This is a genomic window from Streptococcus sp. 68 (assembly GCF_013277415.1).
Lineage (GTDB): Bacteria > Bacillota > Bacilli > Lactobacillales > Streptococcaceae > Streptococcus.
In genome coordinates this window covers 1-20,380 of the sequence record NZ_VMMX01000004.1, presented here as the reverse complement: position 1 = coordinate 20,380, position 20,380 = coordinate 1, and the positions used below count along the sequence as shown (strand labels likewise).

At 38.4% G+C, this 20,380-nt stretch carries 18 protein-coding genes and 1 pseudogene; 15 read left to right on the top strand and 4 right to left on the bottom strand.

The window, feature by feature from the left end:
- Nucleotides 1–98: 98 nt before the first annotated feature.
- A complete protein-coding gene (ndk, locus tag HT720_RS02360; protein ID WP_173274589.1) occupies nucleotides 99–512 on the top strand; it encodes a nucleoside-diphosphate kinase in 414 nt (137 codons plus the stop codon).
- Between the two features lie 718 nt (nucleotides 513–1,230).
- On the opposite strand, the gene HT720_RS02355 is transcribed toward ndk, so the two are convergent.
- From HT720_RS02355 to HT720_RS10340, 4 genes are all read right to left on the bottom strand, one after another.
- Nucleotides 1,231–1,863 carry an ABC transporter ATP-binding protein gene (locus HT720_RS02355; protein ID WP_000571433.1) on the bottom strand — a complete coding sequence of 211 codons (633 nt, stop codon included), beginning with the start codon at nucleotides 1,861–1,863 and terminating at the stop codon, nucleotides 1,231–1,233.
- A 1-nt stretch (nucleotide 1,864) separates the two neighbouring features.
- Nucleotides 1,865–3,880 carry a DUF1430 domain-containing protein gene (locus tag HT720_RS02350; RefSeq protein ID WP_173212188.1) on the bottom strand — a complete coding sequence of 672 codons (2,016 nt, stop codon included), beginning with the start codon at nucleotides 3,878–3,880 and terminating at the stop codon, nucleotides 1,865–1,867.
- A 95-nt stretch (nucleotides 3,881–3,975) separates the two neighbouring features.
- The gene (locus HT720_RS02345) at nucleotides 3,976–4,278 is read right to left on the bottom strand and encodes a lactococcin 972 family bacteriocin (protein ID WP_045611574.1); all 303 of its coding nucleotides are present in this window, start codon (nucleotides 4,276–4,278) and stop codon (nucleotides 3,976–3,978) included.
- 314 nt (nucleotides 4,279–4,592) lie between these two features.
- Nucleotides 4,593–4,763, bottom strand: coding sequence for a PhrA family quorum-sensing system peptide (locus HT720_RS10340; RefSeq protein ID WP_267241016.1), 171 nt, complete (start codon nucleotides 4,761–4,763; stop codon nucleotides 4,593–4,595).
- A gap of 186 nt (nucleotides 4,764–4,949) precedes the next feature.
- Between HT720_RS10340 and HT720_RS02340 the strand changes: the two genes are divergently transcribed.
- The 14 genes and pseudogenes from HT720_RS02340 to HT720_RS02275 form a co-directional block, all read left to right on the top strand.
- A complete protein-coding gene (locus tag HT720_RS02340; protein WP_173274588.1) occupies nucleotides 4,950–5,813 on the top strand; it encodes a helix-turn-helix transcriptional regulator in 864 nt (287 codons plus the stop codon).
- A gap of 305 nt (nucleotides 5,814–6,118) precedes the next feature.
- A complete protein-coding gene (locus HT720_RS02335) occupies nucleotides 6,119–6,739 on the top strand; it encodes a hypothetical protein (protein ID WP_050222261.1) in 621 nt (206 codons plus the stop codon).
- Between the two features lie 140 nt (nucleotides 6,740–6,879).
- Entirely contained in the window at nucleotides 6,880–7,323 is a 444-nt protein-coding gene (gene tsaE / locus HT720_RS02330; RefSeq protein WP_173274587.1) for a tRNA (adenosine(37)-N6)-threonylcarbamoyltransferase complex ATPase subunit type 1 TsaE, read from the top strand.
- Nucleotides 7,313–7,831, top strand: coding sequence for a GNAT family N-acetyltransferase (locus HT720_RS02325; protein ID WP_173274586.1), 519 nt, complete (start codon nucleotides 7,313–7,315; stop codon nucleotides 7,829–7,831). The genes tsaE and HT720_RS02325 overlap by 11 nt, the downstream gene beginning before the upstream one ends.
- A gap of 7 nt (nucleotides 7,832–7,838) precedes the next feature.
- On the top strand, nucleotides 7,839–8,855 hold the full coding sequence (locus HT720_RS02320; RefSeq protein ID WP_173274585.1) for an LCP family protein: 1,017 nt from the start codon (nucleotides 7,839–7,841) through the stop codon (nucleotides 8,853–8,855).
- A gap of 83 nt (nucleotides 8,856–8,938) precedes the next feature.
- Complete coding sequence (locus tag HT720_RS02315) at nucleotides 8,939–10,195, top strand: competence/damage-inducible protein A (RefSeq protein WP_173274584.1); 1,257 nt, start codon at nucleotides 8,939–8,941, stop codon at nucleotides 10,193–10,195.
- A gap of 54 nt (nucleotides 10,196–10,249) precedes the next feature.
- On the top strand, nucleotides 10,250–11,416 hold the full coding sequence (gene recA / locus HT720_RS02310) for a recombinase RecA (protein WP_173274583.1): 1,167 nt from the start codon (nucleotides 10,250–10,252) through the stop codon (nucleotides 11,414–11,416).
- A 114-nt stretch (nucleotides 11,417–11,530) separates the two neighbouring features.
- The gene (locus tag HT720_RS02305) at nucleotides 11,531–12,901 is read left to right on the top strand and encodes an MATE family efflux transporter (protein ID WP_173274582.1); all 1,371 of its coding nucleotides are present in this window, start codon (nucleotides 11,531–11,533) and stop codon (nucleotides 12,899–12,901) included.
- A gap of 368 nt (nucleotides 12,902–13,269) precedes the next feature.
- Nucleotides 13,270–14,220 (top strand): N-acetylmuramoyl-L-alanine amidase family protein, encoded by a 951-nt coding sequence (locus tag HT720_RS02300; RefSeq protein WP_000401883.1) that lies wholly within the window; start codon nucleotides 13,270–13,272, stop codon nucleotides 14,218–14,220.
- A gap of 370 nt (nucleotides 14,221–14,590) precedes the next feature.
- Nucleotides 14,591–14,935: a helix-turn-helix transcriptional regulator gene (locus tag HT720_RS10335; protein WP_050086717.1), complete on the top strand. Its 345-nt coding sequence runs from the start codon at nucleotides 14,591–14,593 to the stop codon at nucleotides 14,933–14,935.
- Between the two features lie 12 nt (nucleotides 14,936–14,947).
- On the top strand, nucleotides 14,948–15,694 hold the full coding sequence (locus HT720_RS02290; RefSeq protein ID WP_345890271.1) for an ImmA/IrrE family metallo-endopeptidase: 747 nt from the start codon (nucleotides 14,948–14,950) through the stop codon (nucleotides 15,692–15,694).
- A pseudogene (locus HT720_RS02285) lies at nucleotides 15,687–16,109 on the top strand (hypothetical protein); the annotation flags it as partial. The gene HT720_RS02290 and the pseudogene HT720_RS02285, both read left to right, overlap by 8 nt.
- 723 nt (nucleotides 16,110–16,832) lie before the next feature.
- Nucleotides 16,833–17,387 carry a PBECR4 domain-containing protein gene (locus HT720_RS02280; RefSeq protein ID WP_345890270.1) on the top strand — a complete coding sequence of 185 codons (555 nt, stop codon included), beginning with the start codon at nucleotides 16,833–16,835 and terminating at the stop codon, nucleotides 17,385–17,387.
- A gap of 793 nt (nucleotides 17,388–18,180) precedes the next feature.
- Nucleotides 18,181–20,380 (top strand): YSIRK-type signal peptide-containing protein (locus HT720_RS02275; protein WP_173274579.1); only part of this gene is annotated, 2,200 nt, incomplete at its 3' end.

Genomic DNA, 20,380 nt, shown 5'->3' with positions numbered 1-20,380 from the left:
ACGAAGTCAGTAACCATACCTACGGCAAGGCGACGTTGACGTGGTTTGAAGAGATTTTCGAAGAGTATAAAAGAAAGAAGCTGACAAAGGAGACGGGTATGGAACAAACATTTTTTATTATTAAACCAGACGGTGTAAAAAGAGGGCTAGTGGGTGAAGTGTTGAAACGCATCGAACAACGTGGATTGACAATTGAAAAATTGGAGTTGCGTTCGCAGATTTCAGAAGACTTGATTGACCAGCACTATCAGGATTTGGTTGGCCAAAGTTTTTACCCACCGATTCGTGAATTCATGACTTCAGGACCGGTTCTTGTAGGTATCATTTCTGGTCCCAAAGTAATCGAAACTTGGCGGACTATGATGGGTGCGACTCGTCCAGAAGAAGCTTTACCAGGCACTATTCGAGGTGATTTTGCAAAAGCTGCTAGTGAAAATCAACCTATCCAAAATGTTGTACATGGTTCAGATTCAGAAGAGTCAGCTAAGCGAGAAATTGCTCTTTGGTTTTAAGAGTTGATTGACCAAAGAGATTGGTTAAAAGCTCATTTGAATAGAAAGTATAGTCAATTAGTTTAAGACATGACGCATAATATCAAATTTTTAGTTTTTGATATGGTGCGTTTTTTGATTAAGTGACTATTAGTTCGTCTCGCTCCGTTAGGTGCGAGACGAAAAAAACACCCGCTATGCGGGTGCGCGTCGAAGGTTATACCAAAAAAACTCCAAATGCGATACAATAAAGGTGTTCAAGCCAATTGTAAAGCGAAAGGAGAAAAATATGGCACAAAAGGTTCTTTTGTCCAGTTCTTGTTTCAATTGACTATATTTTTATACTTTTTCTTCCTTTCTCTGTGAAAATCGCAAGTTTTTCCCACTTTTTCTTAATACTGAAACAACATCTTTCCAGAACTTCAATAATTTCTTTTTGTGTTAAATCATTATTTAACTCAATCTTTGGAGGCAATACGTTTTCAAAGCTACTTTTTTACCATAGGTTTTGAGCCTTCAACACAGATTACTAAGCCAAAAATGCTCTAAATTTTTGAAATTCTAACAAATTCCACTCAACTTTATCATCATCTTTGACTTTCACAATATCTTCCTCAAAATAACATGGAATAAAGATAGTTTTCTTTTGAAACGGTTGTAGGAGGAAAATCTCTCCTACACTATTATTGATTCATGATAATATTTCAGTAACTCATCGTGCAATTAAAAACAAGGATTTTTATTTCAGACGATCCATCGTGAACACTTCATCAGCCATCTCCCAAATTGCCGGATTATGTGTTGCGATAATGATTAGCCTATTATCATCTCGAAGAGATAGCAAAATCTCCATAATCAACTGAGAGGTTGCTGGGTCTATTGAAGCTGTTGGCTCATCTGCCAGAATAAAGGGTGGATTCTTTAAGATAATTTTTGCCAAGGCAACCCGTTGCGATTCTCCGCCCGATAACTCAAAGATGCGCTTATCTAGGTCAAGATAAGCCAGGCCGACCTGTTCTAAAGCCTGCTTCTGCCTCAACCGCTGTTCCGACCGACTCAACTTTTGACCAATGAGACCTAGCTTAAGGTTTTCTTCAATACTTTGGTTTTCAATTAAGCCAAAGTTCTGGAAGAGGTAGCCCAATTCGTGACGGAAAAAATCACTCGATTTATAATTGGCCAAGTCTTTACCTCGGTAAAAAATCGTCCCATCATAAGATTCTAATTTCCCAATCATGTTCATCAAGGTTGTTTTTCCGCTACCACTTGAACCAATTAAGGCATAGACTTTTCCAGCCTCAAATGTCATTGAAAGATTCGAAAATAACTCTCGTTCTCCAAAAGATTTACTCACCTGTTTAAGTTCAATCATATTAACCTCCCTTCAAAACAAGCATGGACATCTTGTTTTCTTTCTGCATTTGGACATGTAACTGTAAAAGAGATAGACCAGTAAAGAGTAACGAGACTAAGAAAGCAACTACTATCTCTACCATAAGAAATACACTCGCAACAAATCCCAGTAAAAACACACCCAGTTGAGCAAAGAGATAAGTGCGATGGATTTCTAAGAACCTGAGACCTGCAATGCGTTTGATAAAAATGGCACGTCTAAATTCTTCAAAGTAGAGCCTATTCATAGTGTTAAACAACAAGATTGAAGTTGTAATCCCAAGCACAGCTCCTGCTAGCATTACCCAACGTTCCCTCTGGATATTATCCGATAATGTGATGTAGTTGTGGTAACCTGTTTGCATTTCTGAGACCCAATTTTCAATGCCTTGTCTCTGGATAAGCTCCTGGGCATCAGACAATTGATTAAAGAGAACGTAATTCTGTACTGCGTCTACCCAAAAGAAAATGGACTGTGGACCAGTTGATTGGGGTGTTATAACAATGATGATTGGATCTTTCAAAAACTGCTGGTAAGAAATAGGGGTCGTATTATACACAAAACGATCCTGACCTGATTCCAAATAACCTACCGTAGCAGTCATTTGCTGTCGTTCATCTTTACTAGACATGCGACTGGTTAAGTCGTCTTCAAAAACAGATTTATAATGTTCTTCCTCTGAACGGAGGTGTTCAGGCAGCAATAAGACAAACTCCCCTACATCAAGGTGATTCATCTTTTGCTCAATAGTTGTATCTACAGGAATGTTTTGACGCTCCAAGTATTGCGGTGTGACGATAAGGACATTGCCATTCGGGTTGTAATCGTGCCATTCTGTAGAGGTTATAAAGTTTTTGGAGGAAGCCATGCCATTTTGCAAAGAACGGTCAATTAACTGGTGTCTAGATAAGAAAGCCTTTTTTTCTGAAACAGCCAGATCCATCAATTGATACCAAGTTCTGAGTTTCCTTTGAGCTTGTTCATCAAAACCAGGACTCGTTCCTTCACGGCTGAATGATAGGGTAATCAGTTGCCTTTCCTGGCTCCAAGCCTCTTGTCCAATCCGATGCTGTTGCCAGGCTTGGGAATACTTTAAGCTACTCCCTATTCCCAGCGTTACAATAATAATCGCTAATAGTTGACCGATTAAAATCAAACTAATGATTCCTCTGACAGGCACTTGCCCTTTTATAATCTGCATCAGGTGTATCTTTTTTATCCCAACTGCGAAGAGTTGAGCGAAAAACAGGGAGATCAACAACAAGATGAGATTATAACTGAGCAAGCCTTCTCCTATGGTCATTAGGGATTGCGTTGGAAGCGACAGAATTTTTTGCATAAGAATGGCGAGCACGCCAGCTAAACTGAAACCAACAGCTATCCCTTTCAAATCCTCACCAACTGGTCTAAGGAAAATGGACCACCGTTTCTCTCCTGAAATGAGGCGAATGCCCGACGACCGTAATTGGCTAATTTGACTAATTAAAGTCAGTGCTCCAAAGGTTAAGATGAAAATCAATAAACCGATTAACTGAAATCCGTTACTAAAGATAGCCATTAACGTAGATAGTTTAGATGGAATTATCAGGTGCATGTTAGTCAAGCCAAGTTGACTTAGCTCCTCTCTTAGCAAGTGAATATCTAGGTTTCCATCGAATACAAAATAGTTTGTTTCAACACTACTACTTTGGGCATCTTCTAGATTTTTTTCCTGTAGCCCATCAGGCAACTTTCCGTCCCCAAAGGTCGTATAAGAAAAAACTGGAGTACCTTCTGAGTTGGGATCTTGGTGTTGAATCGCAATAAAGCTATCCGTTTCTTCTGCTAGTTTTTCCAAGCGTGTAGCAACATGCTGAAAAGTTGTTTCAGGGGAAGAATCACGTACAACAACGTTGGGGTAATAATGGGAAACATATGTATCAGTCCAAATGGTAAATACCCAAACAAAGAACAAACTAGCAAGCAGGTTGGATATGAGTATAAATAATTTTTTCATAGTGCATTCCTTATTCTAAAATAGAGGGCAGAAATACCCCTGCCCTCTATAAACTAACAAGCTTACTAAACTATTGATAAAAGAATCTTCTTCAATTATTCTTGCAATCCCGCATCAAATGTAACTTGCTCCCCAAAATTTGTATTAACAAACGCATAGGCCGCACTATGTGCTCCTGCATAAGCTGTTTTTTGATTGTCACGTCCATTACTTCCAACATAGGCCCAGTGATCCTCTGAACCATGATAATAATTCGAAAATGCTCCCCAATTATTTGGATCATGATAGCCTCCATAGGTCCACTCGCCACCATGGAGAGAAACTGCCAAAACAGGAAGAGCCAAACTACATGCCAAAACGGCAAGGGATGATGCAACTACTTTTCTAAATTTTAACATATTATTACTCCTCTGAATGAAATATTATGAAAATGAGCGAAATGCAACTACATATTTTAATTAGAAATCTCAGTCTGAATTATAGTATCCTATTTTTTCCTCCTTTCTAACTGCATGTTCCTTTCTACAGGCAGAGACCTAATTTTATAAACCAATCTTAAATACTTTAGATTTTGTAACTCATAATTTTCAACAGTTGGTTAGCTATGAAAGCATTTTATCAAACATCTCCATTCTTATATCTATCTGGTATTGTTACAAGCTCTCATAAGAATACCTTTCTCTAAATAGTTGAATTTTAAAGTAATACGAAATCAATCTGCCTTCCCAACATCAAGACCATTGGAATTCTTTTGTAATTGCACTCGAATCTCCAATCGTTTATTCTTCTGAACAAACTGTTGGTAAGGAATTGTGTTACTAAACGTAAAAACACCTAGTAATACTAATATAGCTAATTTTTGAATTCCACGATTTTTCTTTATTCGTGAAACCCCTTTCTGTTTCCTTGTTTTTATTTTAACATATGTATATTATTCAGTCAAGTATTTTTATTATATTTTGAACTTTTTTTATTATTTCTATTTGTAATTTTATCGAGCAAATATTTGCCGTCTTTAACTAAATGATATATAATTGACAAATATAAATTAGGAAGGTTTTTTGTTTTTATGACTACATTAGCTGAAAAATTCAGATTGAAAAGAAAAGAGTTGAGACTCTCCCAACAAACTCTTGCAGAAGGAATTTGTGAACAAAGCCAGATTAGTAAAATTGAGAGAGGGCATTTCATTCCCTCCGCAGACCTTTTGTTCAAACTCTCACAACGACTCGAAGTGCCATTAGATTATTTTTTTAATGAACAAATTGAAATTAAATCTAACCTCTCTAATTTCAAGCAATTATCTGCTCGACTATTAGATGACAGAAATTATGACAATTTGGAATATATTTATAGAATAGAGATTGAACGAAGTACTTTTCTAACACTAGAAGACCGAACTTACCTTGAATGGATTAAAGCTATTATTGACTTCTATCAATATGACAGTAAGTGTGAGGCAATTTCTTCATTGGAAAATATATTATTAAAAGTCTCTTCAAATACTCTGATTTATTTAAAGGCATTGAATACTCTATCTAATTTCTATTCCTTAGTGGGTCGTGAACAAGAATATGAGGCAAACTACTCTCATTTGATGGAGTTATATCAGACAAAAAATTTTGAGCATCAAGAGTTTTTATTTGGCTACATCAGAGTTCGTTACAACTACGCTCACTACCTAGTATCAAAGGAAAAATATAATGAAGCCATCCAAGAAGCTCTTGAGACGATTGAACTCTGTAAACAAAGACAGACAAGCTACCAATTGGCTCCTCTACTTATTCTTGTAGGAAATGCTGGAGCCAAATTTCTAGACAAAGAACAAGTCAAAAATTATTATATAGAAGCAAGAGAGTTATGTAAGATTTATAACAATCCTTTAATGTTGATGAAGATAGAAAATTATTTGAAGGAATTAGATATTGTTTAGTTAATCTTGACATTATAGTTTTTCTGAAACGTTAAATAACCTGTAAGGCTGATAGTGAAATGAATACTATCAGCCTTATTTCAAGTTTATATTCTTCCAAAATCTCTTCAAACCACGTCAGCTCTATCTGCAACCTCAAAACAGTGTTTTGAGCAACCTGTGGCTAGCATCCTAGTTTGCTCTTTGATTTTCATTGAGTAGTAGTCTCTCATGTTTGTTTAGCGTCTTAAAAAGACATTTGAGAAGATTAGAAACAGTTCTCTCTTTTCTCCTAGTATAATGATTGGTAAGAAGGGAGAGAAAAGATGAAATCAATGAGAATCTTATTTTTGTTAGCTTTAATTCAAATCAGTTTGAGTAGCTGTTTCCTATGGAAAGAATGCATCTTGTCCTTTAAACAAAGTACAGCTTTTTTCATCGGAAGTATGGTCTTCGTTTCAGGAATCTGTGCTGGAGTAAATTATCTTTATACCCGTAAGCAAGAAGTCCATAGTGTCCTAGCCAGTAAGAAGTCGGTGAAGCTTTTTTACAGTATCTTGCTCTTAATTAATTTGTTAGGAGCTGTCCTTGTTTTGTCAGACAACTTGTTCATCAAAAATACGCTGCAGCAAGAATTAGTTGACTTTTTATTGCCATCCTTCTTTTTCCTATTTGGACTAGATTTGCTGATTTTTTTACCCTTGAAAAAATACATGCGCGATTTGCTTGCTATGCTAGATAGAAAAAAGACAGTGTTGGTGACTATTTTAGCAACACTTCTCTTCTTAAGAAATCCAATGACTATTGTCTCACTTCTGATTTATATTGGACTGGGTTTGTTTTTTGCAGCCTATCTTGTCCCAAATTCTGTTAAAAAGGAAGTTTCCTTTTATGGCCATATTTTCCGAGATCTTGTATTGGTCATTGCTACGCTCATTTTCTTTTAGAGCAAGCTTGTTTTTATGGATGTTGTGATGGTAATACTCTTCGAAAATCTCTTCAAACTACGTCAGCTCTTTGATTTTCATTGAGTATAAGTTTAGCAGGAAAATAGACACAAAAGAAAAGTTTTTGGTATAATAAGAATATGTACACAAAAAATGAAGAAGAGCTGCAAGCCTTAGGGGAGCGTTTGGGTCATCTATTAGAAAAGAATGATGTTTTAATCTTAACTGGAGAACTGGGTGCAGGTAAAACGACCTTTACTAAAGGACTTGCTAAAGGTTTACAGATTTCTCAAATGATTAAAAGTCCAACCTATACTATCGTAAGAGAGTATGAAGGCAGACTGCCACTTTATCACCTAGATGTTTATCGTATTGAAGGAGATGCGGATTCTATCGATTTGGATGAGTTTCTCTTTGGTGGCGGAGTGACTGTTATCGAGTGGGGAAATCTCTTAGGTGATGCCTTACCAGATACTTATTTAGAATTGGAAATTCTAAAAGAAGAAGACGGTCGCCGTTTAAATTTTCAGGCAAAGGGTTTGCGTGCTGAGAAACTCTTAGAGGAGCTTCGACATGGAGTATGAATTGCTCATTAGGGAAGCAGAGCCCAAAGATGCAGCTGAATTAGTGGCTTTTTTAAATCGTGTCAGTGTAGAAACAGATTTTACCAGCTTAGACGGAGATGGTATTCTCTTGACCAGTGAGGAGATGGGAATATTCCTCAACAAGCAAGCTAGTTCGGACAATCAGATAACCTTACTTGCATTCTTAAATGATAAAATTGCTGGTATTGTAAATATTACAGCTGACCAGCGTAAGAGAGTCCGTCATATTGGAGACCTCTTCATTGTGATTGGTAAGAAATATTGGAATAATGGATTGGGAAGTTTGTTGCTAGAAGAAGCGATAGAGTGGGCACAAGCAAGTGGCATTCTGCGTCGTCTCCAACTGACTGTCCAAACTCGTAATCAAGCAGCAGTCCATCTTTATCAAAAGCATGGCTTTGTAATTGAAGGTCGCCAAGAGCGTGGAGCATATATAGAAGAAGGGAAATTTATCGATGTTTACTTGATGGGTAAACTGATCGATTAGTAGAAATATGGTTAAAAAAATTATTGGAATGGTGCTAGCTTTACTTTCTGTAACTGTAGTAGGAGCAGGTATTTTTGCTTATACTATTTATCAACAAGGGACAGAAACCTTAGCTAAAACCTATAAAAAAATCGGCGAAGAAACCAAGGTTATTGAAGCGACTGAACCTTTGACCATTCTGTTAATGGGGGTTGATACCGGAAATGCTGAACGAACTGAAACTTGGGTCGGTAGAAGTGATAGCATGATCTTGATGACAGTGAATCCTAAAACGAAAAAAACAACGATGATGAGTTTAGAGCGGGATATTCTGACCCGCATTGAATCAGGGAATGGTCAGGCTCATGAAGCGAAACTGAATTCAGCATATGCAGATGGTGGAGCAGAGCTTGCTATAGAAACCATTCAAAAAATGATGAATATCCATATTGATCGCTATGTGATGGTCAATATGAAAGGGTTGCAAAAACTAGTGGATGCAGTAGGTGGTATTACAGTCAATAATACCCTAGGTTTCCCAATTTCTATCAGTGACCAAGAAGAATTTAATACCATTTCTATCGGTGTTGGGGAGCAACATATTGGGGGAGAAGAAGCTCTAGTCTATGCACGAATGCGTTACCAAGATCCTGAGGGAGATTATGGTCGTCAAAAACGTCAACGTGAAGTTATTCAAAAAGTCATGGAAAAAGCTCTCAGTTTAAATAGCGTTGGTCATTATCAAGAGATTCTAAAAGCTTTGAGTGACAATATGCAGACCAATATTGATTTGTCTGCAAAAAGTATCCCTAACTTGCTAGGCTATAAAGATTCATTTAAAACCATTGAAACTCAGCAGTTGCAGGGTGAAGGAGAGATGCTTCAAGGTGTTTCTTACCAGATTGTTTCGAGAGCCCATATGTTGGAAATGCAAAATCTACTCCGACGTTCTTTGGGACAAGAAGAAGTTACCCAGGTCGAAACCAATGCGGTTTTATTTGAAGATTTATTTGGCAGAGCACCTGTTGGTGATGAAGATAATTAACTTTTGATACAAATAAAAAATCAATCGTAGGAAAATTCCTGCGATTTTTTCAAAAAAATACGAATAGATAGGTAGGAGGAAACATGAAAGCAGAAATCATTGCTGTTGGAACAGAGATTTTGACAGGACAGATTGTCAATACCAATGCTCAGTTTTTATCAGAAAAACTAGCAGAGATTGGGGTAGATGTATATTTTCAGACGGCTGTAGGAGACAATGAAGCCCGTCTCTTATCCCTGCTTGAGATTGCCAGTCAACGTAGCAGTCTGGTGATTTTGACAGGTGGTTTAGGGCCAACTGAGGACGATTTGACCAAACAAACTCTGGCTAAATTTTTAGGGAAGGAATTAGTCTTCGATCCTCAGGCTCAGGAGAAGTTGGATGTCTTTTTTGCCCGGCGACCAGACTATGCCCGAACACCGAATAACGAAAGACAAGCTCAACTTGTAGAAGGAGCGACTCCACTGCCAAACGAAACAGGACTGGCTGTGGGAGGAATATTGGAAGTCGAAGGAGTGACCTACGTTGTTCTTCCAGGTCCACCAAGTGAATTGAAACCTATGGTCTTAAATCAGCTTCTACCCAAGTTGATGACAGGGAGCAAGCTGTATTCCCGAGTTCTTCGTTTCTTTGGAATTGGCGAAAGTCAGCTGGTTACGATTTTGGCTGATTTAATTGAGAATCAAACCGATCCGACCTTGGCCCCCTATGCTAAGACAGGAGAAGTCACTCTGCGCCTGTCAACAAAGGCTAGCAGTCAAGAAAAGGCAAATCAAGCGTTGGATATTTTGGAACATCAAATTTTGGATCGCCAGACCTTTGAAGGACTTTCTTTACGAGACCTTTGTTATGGTTATGGGGAAGAGTCCAGCTTGGCCAGCATTGTGATAGAGGAACTGAAAAAACAAGGGAAAACCATCACGGCTGCAGAGAGTTTGACGGCGGGTCTTTTCCAAGCTAGTCTAGCAGATTTTTCTGGTGCTTCCAGTATATTTAAGGGTGGTTTTGTGACCTATAGCTTGGAGAAAAAATCAAACATGTTGGATATTCCTGTCAAGGATTTGGAAGAACATGGTGTGGTGTCTGAATTTACAGCTCAGAAGATGGCTGAGCAGGCACGAAGTAAGACCCAGTCTGATTTTGGAATTAGTTTGACTGGAGTGGCAGGACCAGATAGCCTAGAAGGATACCCAGCTGGGACAGTCTTCATAGGCTTGGCTCAAGAGCAAGGAACTGAGGTTATCAAGGTGAATATTGGAGGCAGAAGTAGAGCAGATGTACGTCACATTGCGGTTATGCATGCCTTTAACCTAGTTCGCAAGGCTTTATTAAGTGACTAACTTTTGATATAATAGTAGATAGGTCTGAGGATCATTAGAATGTAGGAGAATAGAATGGCGAAAAAACCAAAAAAATTAGAAGAAATTTCAAAAAAATTTGGGGCAGAACGTGAAAAAGCCTTGAATGACGCTCTTAAATTGATTGAGAAAGACTTTGGTAAAGGATCCATCATGCGTTTGGGTGAACGTGCCGAGCAAAAGGTGCAAGTGATGAGCTCAGGTTCTTTGGCTCTTGACATTGCCCTTGGTTCAGGTGGTTATCCTAAGGGACGTATCATCGAAATCTATGGACCAGAGTCATCTGGTAAGACAACGGTTGCCCTTCATGCAGTTGCACAAGCGCAAAAAGAAGGTGGGATTGCAGCCTTTATCGATGCGGAACATGCCCTCGATCCAGCCTATGCTGCGGCTCTTGGTGTTAACATTGACGAATTGCTCTTGTCACAACCAGACTCAGGAGAGCAAGGTCTTGAGATTGCAGGAAAATTGATTGACTCAGGTGCTGTAGATCTTGTCGTGGTCGACTCAGTTGCAGCCCTTGTACCTCGTGCGGAAATTGATGGAGATATCGGAGATAGCCACGTTGGTTTGCAGGCTCGTATGATGAGCCAGGCTATGCGTAAGCTCGGTGCTTCTATCAATAAAACCAAAACAATTGCCATCTTTATCAACCAATTGCGTGAAAAAGTTGGAGTGATGTTTGGAAATCCAGAAACAACACCTGGTGGACGTGCTTTGAAATTCTATGCTTCAGTCCGCTTGGATGTTCGTGGCAATACACAAATTAAGGGAACTGGTGACCAAAAAGAAACCAATGTCGGTAAAGAAACTAAGATTAAGGTTGTAAAAAACAAGGTAGCTCCACCATTTAAGGAAGCCGTAGTTGAAATTATGTATGGAGAAGGAATTTCTAAGACTGGTGAACTCCTGAAGATTGCAAGCGATTTGGATATCATCAAAAAAGCAGGAGCTTGGTATTCTTACAAGGATGAGAAAATCGGGCAAGGTTCTGAGAATGCTAAGAAATACTTGGCAGATCACCCAGAAATCTTTGATGACATTGATAAGCAAGTCCGTTCTAAATTTGGCTTGATTGATGGAGAAGAGGCTTCAGAACAAGATACTGAAAACAAAAAAGATGAAGCAGTTCAAGCAGATTCTGTGAATGAAGAGGTAACTCTTGACCTAGGCGATGGACTTGAAATCGAAATTGAAGAATAAGCTGTTAAAGTAGTGGAGAAATCCGCTGCTTTGTCAATTTTTGATTCAAGTTTTTAGATTATCTATAGTTTGCTGTTTCTTGTCGCTCCTCTAGAAAGCTGATATAATAGCCTTATGAATAAAAAACGAACAGTGGACCTGATACATGGTCCGATTCTTCCCTCGCTTTTGAGTTTTGCCTTCCCAATCTTGCTATCAAATATTTTTCAACAGCTCTATAATACTGCTGATGTCTTGATTGTTGGGCGTTTTCTTGGACAAGACTCCTTGGCGGCGGTAGGGGCGACGACAGCGATTTTTGACCTGATTGTAGGTTTTACTCTTGGTGTTGGTAATGGGATGGGGATTGTCATTGCTCGTTATTATGGTGCTCGGAATTTTACAAAAATCAAGGAAGCAGTAGCAGCCACCTGGATTTTAGGTGCTCTTTTGAGTATTGTAGTTATGCTACTGGGCTTTGTCGGTTTGTATCCACTCTTGCAATATTTAGATACTCCTGCAGAAATCCTCCCTCAGTCCTATCAATATATTTCTATGATTGTGACCTGTGTCGGTGTTAGTTTTGCCTATAATCTCTTTGCAGGTTTGTTGCGATCTATTGGCGACAGTCTGGCTGCGCTTGGTTTTTTGATTTTCTCTGCTCTGGTTAATGTGGTTCTGGATCTCTATTTTATTACACAATTGCATCTGGGAGTTCAATCAGCGGGCCTTGCTACCATCATTTCGCAAGGTTTATCAGCAGTTCTTTGCTTTTATTATATCCGTAAGAGTGTGCCAGAACTTTTGCCTCAACTCAAGCATTTCAAATGGGACAAGGCCTTATACGCCGATCTCTTGGAGCAAGGTTTGGCTATGGGCTTGATGAGTTCAATTGTATCTATAGGCAGTGTGATTTTACAGTCTTCTGTTAATACCTTTGGTGCAGTGATTATTAGTGCCCAGACGGCAGCTCGACGCATTATGGCCTTTGCCCTTCTTCCCATGACCGCTATCTCTGCCTCGATGACGACCTTTGCTTCTCAGAATTTAGGTGCTAAGCGCCCAGACCGCATTGTTCAAGGTCTTCGAATCGGCAGTCGTTTAAGTATGTCCTGGGCAGTTTTTGTTTGTGTCTTCCTATTTTTTGCCAGTCCTGCCTTGGTTTCCTTCTTGGCTAGTTCGACGGATAGCTACTTGGTAGAAAATGGCAGTCTCTATCTGCAAATCAGCTCAGCTTTTTATCCTATTTTGAGTCTCTTGTTGATTTATCGCAATTGTTTGCAGGGCTTGGGGCAAAAAGTCCTTCCTCTAGTTTCTAGTTTTATCGAACTAATCGGGAAAATCGCTTTTGTGGTCTTGATTATCCCTTGGGCAGGCTATAAGGGAGTTATTCTTTGTGAACCCCTTATCTGGGTTGCCATGACAGTTCAACTGTACTTCTCATTATTCCGTCACCCCTTGATAAAAGAAGGCAAGGCTATCTTGGTAACAAAAGTGTCATCATAGCTCGATTTGCTGAATAAAATCTCTTTTCTCTAGTGAAAATCGAAAAAACTTGTGTTCTCCTCTTTTAGTTTGGTCTTGAAAATAGTTTAATATACTTTTGACTTCTTTTATATGATATAATGTATTTATTAAAAGGACATATAGAGACTGTAAAAATATACTTTTGAAAAGCTTTTTAGTCTGGGGTGTTATTGTAGATAGAATGCAGACCTTATCAGTCCTATTTACAGTGTTAAAATAGTGCGTTTTAAAGTTCTATCTACAAGCCTAATCGTGACTAGGATTGTATTCTTTATGAGGTATAAATAAAGGAGTTTCTAGCTCTGGATTGTAAAAAATAAGTTGTTTTAATTGATAAGGAGTAGAATATGGAAATTGATGTGAGTAAATTAAGAACAGATTTGCCTCAAGTCGGCGTGCAACCATATAGGCAAGTCCATGCTCATTCCACAGGCAACCGTAACTCAACGGTGCAAAATGAGGCTGACTACCATTACAGAAAAGATCCTGAATTGGGCTTCTTTTCTCACGTAGTCGGTAATGGTCGTGTTATGCAGGTAGGACCTGTTGATAATGGTGCCTGGGACGTTGGGGGCGGTTGGAATGCAGAAGGTTATGCACAAGTTGAACTGATTGAAAGTCATGAATCAAAAGAAGAGTTTCTGATTGACTATCGCCTCTATATCGAACTCTTGCGCAATCTAGCAGACGAGGCTGGGATACCTAAAACGCTTGATACTGCTGATTTAGCAGGTATCAAGACACACGAATACTGCACCAATAACCAACCCGATAATAACTCAGATCACATTGACCCCTATCCTTATCTTGCCAAATGGGGTATTAGCCGTGAGAAGTTTAAGCAGGATATTGAAAACGGCTTGACGATTGAAGCAGGATGGCAACAGAACGATACTGGCACCTGGTATGTACACTCAGACGGTTCTTATCCAAAAGATAAGTTTGAGAAAGTAAATGGTACTTGGTATTACTTTGACGGTTCAGGATATATGCTTGCAGACCGTTGGAAGAAGCACATAGACGGCAACTGGTACTGGTTTGATCAGTCAGGCGAAATGGCTACAGGCTGGAAGAAAATCGCTGAGAAGTGGTACTATTTCGATGGAGAAGGTGCTATGAAAACAGGCTGGATTAAATACAAGGAGACTTGGTACTATCTTGATAGTCAAAATGGGGACATGGTTTCCAATGCCTTTGTCAAATCAAATGATGGATGGTATTACCTTAAAGAAGATGGTACGATAGCAGAAAAACCAGAATTTACAGTCGAGCCTGAAGGCTTGATAACAGTAAAATAATAATGGAATGTCTTTCAAATCAGAACAGCGCATATTATTAGGTCTTGAAAAGCCTTAATAGTATGCGTTTTCTGGTGGAGATATTTACTTCAATTTTTGCTACTATATTAAATAAAAATCAAAAAGCAAACTAGAAAGTTATGCTCAAATAAAATCTAAATTTGACAATGTAAACCGAATCGGATAGCTTTAAGTACTGTTTTGAGGTTGAAGATACGATTTTTGATAGGAACTCATCAAATAGGTTTAATATTATCAATTTTGGATTTTTAAGCAGTATCAATAAATTGCTTCCTTGTTTTGTCATAATTTTTTTATTTAAAAAATTGACTTTATGACAAGAGTGTGCTATTCTTTTTATGAGAGGTGTATGAATATGATAAATGTATGTGATGTTGGAAAAAGAATAAAAGAACTTAGAATATCTTCAAATCTTACTCAAGATAAGATTGCTGAATATTTGTCTTTGAATCAAAGCATGATTGCCAAAATGGAAAAAGGTGAAAGGAATATCACGTCGGATGTTATTGAGAAACTATCTGCCCTGTTTTGCTGTACGGTTGACTATCTTTTGTTTGGCGAACAAGCTGAACAACAGTGTGTCATATCGTTTAGAAAAAATAAAATAGTAGACCAAGATCTTAAAGTTTTAGCGAAAATCAATAAAATTGTATTGAATCAATTTGAGATAGATCAGCTATTGGAGACAAAATAAATGATTGATAAAATGGATTTAAGTAATAAAGCTTCAAATCTTAGAAAAAAGTTGGGAGCTGATGGTGAAGCGCCGATAGATATTTTTAAATTGGTACAAAAGATAGAAAATTTGACGCTGGTATTTTATGGACTCGGAAAGAATATTAGCGGAGTCTGTTATAAAGGAACTCAGTCCAGTCTCATTGTAATCAATTCAGACATGTCATTAGGAAGACAAAGATTTTCTTTAGCACATGAACTGTATCATCTTTATTATGATGAGGTGAAGAAGAGTTCAGTCAGTTTTATTTTGATTGGTGAAGGAGATGAAACTGAAAGAAAAGCGGATCAGTTTGCTTCTTATTTTTTAATTTCCCCATCTTCACTGTATAGGATGGTTGAGGAAATCAGAGAAAATGCTAATAGAACTCATCTTGAAGTAGAAGATATTATAAAATTGGGTCAGTTTTATGGTATCAGTCATAAAGCTATGTTATATAGATTGCGGAATGATGGATACCTTGATGCAGAAGAAATTAAAAATATGGATATTAGTGTTATAGAGACAGCTTCAAGATTAGGCTATGATACAAGTTTATATCGTCCTTTGTCAGAAAGTAAAAAGGAAATGGTATTAGGACACTATATTAAATCGACTGAACAACTTTTAGAAAATAACAGAATTTCTCAAGGGAAGTATGAGGAACTGCTACTAGATGCTTTCAGATATGATATTGTATATGGGCTAGATGAAGAGGGGGAGTTGCCGTTTGACTAGTCGTGTATTTATTGATACAGATTGTATTTCAGCATTTTTATGGGTTGGCACTGAACATCTTTTAGAAAAGCTCTATTCGGGTAAAATTGTTATTCCACAAGAGGTGTATGATGAAATCAATATACCTACAATCCCCCATTTAAAATCTAGGATAGACCAGTTGGTAGCTAAGGGTTCGGCTGAGATTGTGAGCATAGACATTGGAACTGAAGAATACGCATTATATAGAAATTTAACAAGAAATCATGATAGTAACAAGGTTATTGGTAAGGGAGAAGCAGCTTCTATTTCCTTAGCGAAAAAGCATAATGGGATATTAGGAAGTAATAATCTAAGAGATGTTGAACCATATGTAGAAGAATTTTCTTTAGAACATATGACAACAGGAGATATACTGGTTGAAGCGTTTAAAGCGCAATTTATTACTGAACAAGAGGGCAATCATATCTGGAATAATATGCTTAAAAAGAGAAGGAAAATTGGGGCGGATTCTTTTTCAGACTATCTTCGTGGAAGTGTTCATCAAAATAGACAAAAATAAATTTGGATAAATCGAACTCACTATTCAGTAGGCATATGAGCAATTCGAAGAAGAAAAGTGTCAAATTGAGCCTATAGGAGTAGAAATGAAATAGTAAGTCCTGCATAGGGGATGAGAGAAAAGTTGTCCTTGAAGTTTCCCTGAACTATCAGTCGCATATCAAACGATATGTAGGGTGATGTGAGAGGGGATAGCGAGTAGTTTTTGGTTATTTTGTCAAAAAACTTGTATTTTATCATACTGAATGATAAAATGTAATAAAAATGATAGAATAAAGGAAAGCTTTTCTAAAATGTGTATCTCCCCACAGGATTCGTTCTTGTGGGATTTTTTTCGTTAAAGAAAGCGATAAATATTGACTTTTTTAAAGAAAGATGTCATAATTAAGTTGGAAAAAACGTAAAAGTATCACTTTTCTCGTTATCCCGACTCCCAAAACGTCGTTAAACAGCTCGGCAATCCATGGAGACATGGACACATAGTAGTAAGCACGCTATGTGGCTTGGCAGAGCTAAAAACTGTTCCCTTGCGATAAGCCTAATAAGCACAACATAGGGAGTTAGAGAAGCCGACTCTAATCATCCACTTTGGGCAGTAGTGAGAACTGCCCCGTGCTTTTTTTATTTTGAGAAAATATGGAGTTTGTCGTTGAAATTACTTGATTGTATTTTAGATTATCAAGAGAAATTCGATGGAAAAACATGTCAAGTATCAACGAATTATAATCATTTAGAGACTTTCGAAGTAGATTTTTGCTTGACTGATTTACATCACTTATTTGGCTTGCACAAAATCACACGAGATTATGCTAGTCAAACAATACCTGCTATTCAAGCTGGTGTTTTTATTTTGGAAGAATATAAAAATAATCCCATGTACAACGATGTTATAGAAAGGATATCTTTGTATAGTTTTATCGGTGATATCTTCTATTCTAGGATAACAAGTTGTTGTATCCTAGCCAAAGATTTATCTAAAAACACTATGAAGTTGGACGTCATATTTTTTGAAGATAGAAACAAAAGATCCGCAATTTTAGGTTTACGAAGAGATAAAAGTGGAATGTTTAAACCGGTTACTCTACATTTTACAAGCGCTAAGAAATATGCTAAAGTTCGTAAAACAGATGTGAAAGAAATTAAATGGTTATAAAAAAACTTTTCGCAGGCTTCGGCTTGCGTTTTTTTGTTTGATAAAATTAAAAAAATGTACAAAAATAAGTAGAATTGAAAACAGGAAAAAACACCTCCTTTCGATTCGCCAAGCCTCTTCGCAAGGCAATGAGGGGGCGGAGAGACGCGCTCGTCAACAGAAGTATCTCATTGGAAATGTTGCTCACTTTTTTAGTGAGCTTTTTATTTAAGGAATAGGAATGAAAAATAAGAAGTTAAAATTATACTCAATGAAAATCTCTTCAAACCACATCAGCGTCGCCTTGCAGTCTGTATCTTACTGACCAAGCTATGATGATGGACTTAGAATAGGTGGTTTGGAGTGTCCTAGCGGCTAGGAAATGCTGATCATAGTTCTTTGCTGAGGCTAGGGTGTTTCAACATTCAACACTCAACTGGTTGATCTAATTGATAGGAAGGAAATTACTATAAAATACTCAGACTTCTATCATATATTTTGAAATGTTTGTGTAATCAAAATGTAATAATATTGTAACATTGGCGCAGAGGATGTTTAGCATATATAAATGTAGTATAACTCTTGTATATTTGTTAAAAAATGGGTTGTATCAAAAGGCTTTACACATCTATGCATATATATATATATATATATAATGTCGCTTTTTTCTTGCATTTCCTAACTCTATACTATCAGCGAGGGGGTTGATTTGTATGTCAGAAGTGGTAGTATAGAGTTGATATATTATCGTCTGTCGGCTTTTTGCGCGCTTTCTAAGCTTGGGGAAGCTCTCAGACGAGGAAAGGATTCACTTATGTTCAAGAAAAAGAATGATGGTAATGGAGAGAAAATTTTCCGTTATTCTATTCGTAAATACCATTTTGGTGCTGCTAGTGTTGCGGTTGCGGCATTGATGTTTTTCGCAAATGGGGTGCAAGCGCAGGCGCCTGCAGTATCTTCGGCGACAGCCAGTGATGTAGTTGCTGGACCTTCTGGAAATTCAGATGGGGAACCACAGGAGTCAGATGGGGAAGAGCCAGAGAAGGTCTCTCAGACTGAACCGTCGGCTGAGCTCCAGTCTACAGGGGAGTCAAACTCTCCAGAGACTAAAGCCGAGGACGCTAGTAAGGGGCAGGAAACAGCTGACCTTGCTCCGACCAAACCAGAGGCAAAACCAGCTGCTCAAGAAACTTCTCAATCAGAGAGAGAAAAAGAGCAAGACCAGCCCACATCTGCCACTAAAACGACAGAAGCTAAATCACTCCAAGGCAATCTGCAAGCTTTGTTGGAAAAACTAACTCTTAGCTCCATGAAAGCGCTCCACGATGAAGTGGAAGCAGGTCTAGCAGCAGCTAAGGCTGTCTTAGAAAATCCAAAAGCGACGCAAGCGCAAGTTGATGAGCAAGTAAGACTGATGGAAGAACTGACGAGCCGTGTCAATCAAGCCTTGGAGCCATCGCTACCAAAATTGACAGACTTGGGTGAAGCAAGTTCGACAAATAATAAGCTTGTCGAACCAAACGGAACTGCAACTGAGCAAGCAAGTAGCGGGAAGCGTCGTAAAAGAGGGGGAACAATCGAGCCTGGAGCAGTTGCGAACCAAGTTAGTCCAACTGATGGAGGAAAGGAAGCAGCACCTGAAGCCAACTCTCAATCTACTCCACGAGAACTCCCAACCTACACTAATACGACAGAAGGTGAAAACGGCGTCTATGGACTAAAAGATGAATTAGAGTCTATTGTCAAACGACTTAAAGAAAATCAAGCGTCGGAAGATAAAATCCAAGCAGCAAAAGCAGCAGCTGATAAGTTCAATGAAGCCTTTTCTAAGGGTGATACCATCAGCCAAGAAGATTTTGCCGCCGCCCTAGTCGACCTGAAAAAATCCCGAGACCTCATCGAAGGAGTGCTGGAAGAAAAATATGGTGAGGAAACTACAGCTGAAGGAGTAACCCCTCAACCGCGTGATGGTGGCTACTCTGATTTTCGTAATGCTAACTATAGTGGAAGGTCTGCAAGGGCGGCAAAGCCATTAGATCGACATGAAAGTTACATTGAAAACGGTAAGTCGGGAGATAAGACCTACGATAGATACACCTATGTGTTTTTCTCTCAAAGAAGAACGACAGACAATTCGACCAAGCCTGTCTCTAATGCAAAAAGCTATATTCTTGCAAAAGTAACTTCTACAGCTGATGGTTTCCATTGGGAGTTGGAGATAAATAATGGACATAGACAAATGCCTGGAACAGGTGTTTGGCTTACGATTCCTTCGGGGCAGACATTCAAGCGAGGTACAGATAGTATTAGTATTCGTGACAAAGGTGGCAGTACCACTGCTGTATCTTCTAATGATGGGACTTTATTGTCACTTCTACAACACTCTCGAACAGGCTTTGGCAATCAGACTAAAGGAACAGTTAGTAATACTGGCATCAGAAATCATAATGTGAGCAGACTACCAGTAGCAAGCTTTGATGATTTAGCTCGTCATGGTGCGGGAAACAACCAACCATATCAAAGACGGAATGAAGACCAAGCTTTTCAGGATCAATCAAACGCAAAATTTACCCAAATAAATAGTAGCGGTTCGGATTTATATTATTTCTCGCTGGGAGATAATGACAATAGTTACAAAATAACTTTCGATACTAGAGGGAATAACGATATCAACAAGCTTGACTATGCTGTAGGTTTGAGAGGAAGTGAAGGTAGATATACGGTTCTTGTCAATCAGTGGCATTCCAGAACATATCAGGAAGCGAAAGAGGGTGCCAAGGATGACATAGAGCAAGCTAGACGAGTAAAAAACGACTCTATTAGCAAGAATAAAAATTTATCCCAAGTGGAGCAAAATGGCGCCACTAGTAAAGTTGATATTTATGCACGGAATGCTACAAGAGAGCTTGACAATGCCAACAACCTTTATGAGGTGGATGATGCCTTGCAACGGGGATTGGATAATATCAACGGAGTGAACCCAGTCGGAAAAGAGAAAGCGATAGCTGAGTTAG

What these genes read in the sequence shown, in the direction of transcription:
- tsaE (WP_173274587.1), top strand. Translation starts at nt 6,880, where the DNA reads ATGTACACAAAAAATGAAGAAGAGCTGCAAGCCTTAGGGGAGCGTTTG.
- HT720_RS02305 (WP_173274582.1), top strand. Translation starts at nt 11,531, where the DNA reads ATGAATAAAAAACGAACAGTGGACCTGATACATGGTCCGATTCTTCCC.
- HT720_RS02355 (WP_000571433.1), bottom strand. Translation starts at nt 1,863, where the DNA reads ATGATTGAACTTAAACAGGTGAGTAAATCTTTTGGAGAACGAGAGTTA.
- HT720_RS02300 (WP_000401883.1), top strand. Translation starts at nt 13,270, where the DNA reads ATGGAAATTGATGTGAGTAAATTAAGAACAGATTTGCCTCAAGTCGGC.
- recA (WP_173274583.1), top strand. Translation starts at nt 10,250, where the DNA reads ATGGCGAAAAAACCAAAAAAATTAGAAGAAATTTCAAAAAAATTTGGG.
- ndk (WP_173274589.1), top strand. Translation starts at nt 99, where the DNA reads ATGGAACAAACATTTTTTATTATTAAACCAGACGGTGTAAAAAGAGGG.
- HT720_RS02335 (WP_050222261.1), top strand. Translation starts at nt 6,119, where the DNA reads ATGAAATCAATGAGAATCTTATTTTTGTTAGCTTTAATTCAAATCAGT.
- HT720_RS02290 (WP_345890271.1), top strand. Translation starts at nt 14,948, where the DNA reads ATGGATTTAAGTAATAAAGCTTCAAATCTTAGAAAAAAGTTGGGAGCT.
- HT720_RS02340 (WP_173274588.1), top strand. Translation starts at nt 4,950, where the DNA reads ATGACTACATTAGCTGAAAAATTCAGATTGAAAAGAAAAGAGTTGAGA.
- HT720_RS02325 (WP_173274586.1), top strand. Translation starts at nt 7,313, where the DNA reads ATGGAGTATGAATTGCTCATTAGGGAAGCAGAGCCCAAAGATGCAGCT.
- HT720_RS02345 (WP_045611574.1), bottom strand. Translation starts at nt 4,278, where the DNA reads ATGTTAAAATTTAGAAAAGTAGTTGCATCATCCCTTGCCGTTTTGGCA.
- HT720_RS02315 (WP_173274584.1), top strand. Translation starts at nt 8,939, where the DNA reads ATGAAAGCAGAAATCATTGCTGTTGGAACAGAGATTTTGACAGGACAG.
- HT720_RS10335 (WP_050086717.1), top strand. Translation starts at nt 14,591, where the DNA reads ATGAATATGATAAATGTATGTGATGTTGGAAAAAGAATAAAAGAACTT.
- HT720_RS02350 (WP_173212188.1), bottom strand. Translation starts at nt 3,880, where the DNA reads ATGAAAAAATTATTTATACTCATATCCAACCTGCTTGCTAGTTTGTTC.
- HT720_RS02320 (WP_173274585.1), top strand. Translation starts at nt 7,839, where the DNA reads ATGGTTAAAAAAATTATTGGAATGGTGCTAGCTTTACTTTCTGTAACT.